This is a genomic window from Streptomyces iakyrus (assembly GCF_000717055.1).
Classification (GTDB): Bacteria; Actinomycetota; Actinomycetes; order Streptomycetales; family Streptomycetaceae; genus Streptomyces; species Streptomyces iakyrus.
In genome coordinates this window covers 1-461 of record NZ_JNXI01000091.1, presented here as the reverse complement: position 1 = coordinate 461, position 461 = coordinate 1, and the positions used below count along the sequence as shown (strand labels likewise).

Annotated in this window: 1 protein-coding gene; it reads right to left on the bottom strand. The window is 70.1% G+C overall.

Annotated elements, in window-relative coordinates:
- Nucleotides 1-461, bottom strand: a 461-nt coding sequence (locus OO68_RS48885) for a hypothetical protein (RefSeq protein ID WP_033314714.1), incomplete at both ends; no start/stop codon positions are given.

The following is a 461-nucleotide window of genomic DNA, read 5'->3' as shown; positions in this document are numbered from 1 at the left end:
GCCATAGGCAGTCGTCACGTAGGAGCCGTTCGGCAGTGCGACCGTACGGCCTCCGGTCTGGGTCTGCGCACCGAGTTCGACGCGGAACGCGCCGGGCAGCAGCGCATACGAGGCCGGCATCAGCGTGTAGGTTCCCGCCGCAAGGCCGGGCACGCCGCCACCGACCGTGATGCGCTGCCCGATCGACGGCGCCGCACCCTGGCTTGCCGGCACGATCGGCGCATAATCCGGATTCGCGCTCGGGACGATCGCGAACACCTGGTTCTTCAGGTTGCTGTAGCTGTTGCCCGGATTGGCGGCGGCCAGCGGATTGAGCAGCACATCGACCGAGCCGCCGCGGCCGCTGATGAAGCCGGCGCCGAGCAGCTGGCCACCGCCGGAGAGATCGAGCAGCGCACCGCTGGCCACCGTCACTGCGGGACCGGACAGGCTGATGCCGCCGACCGTCTCGCCGTACACGC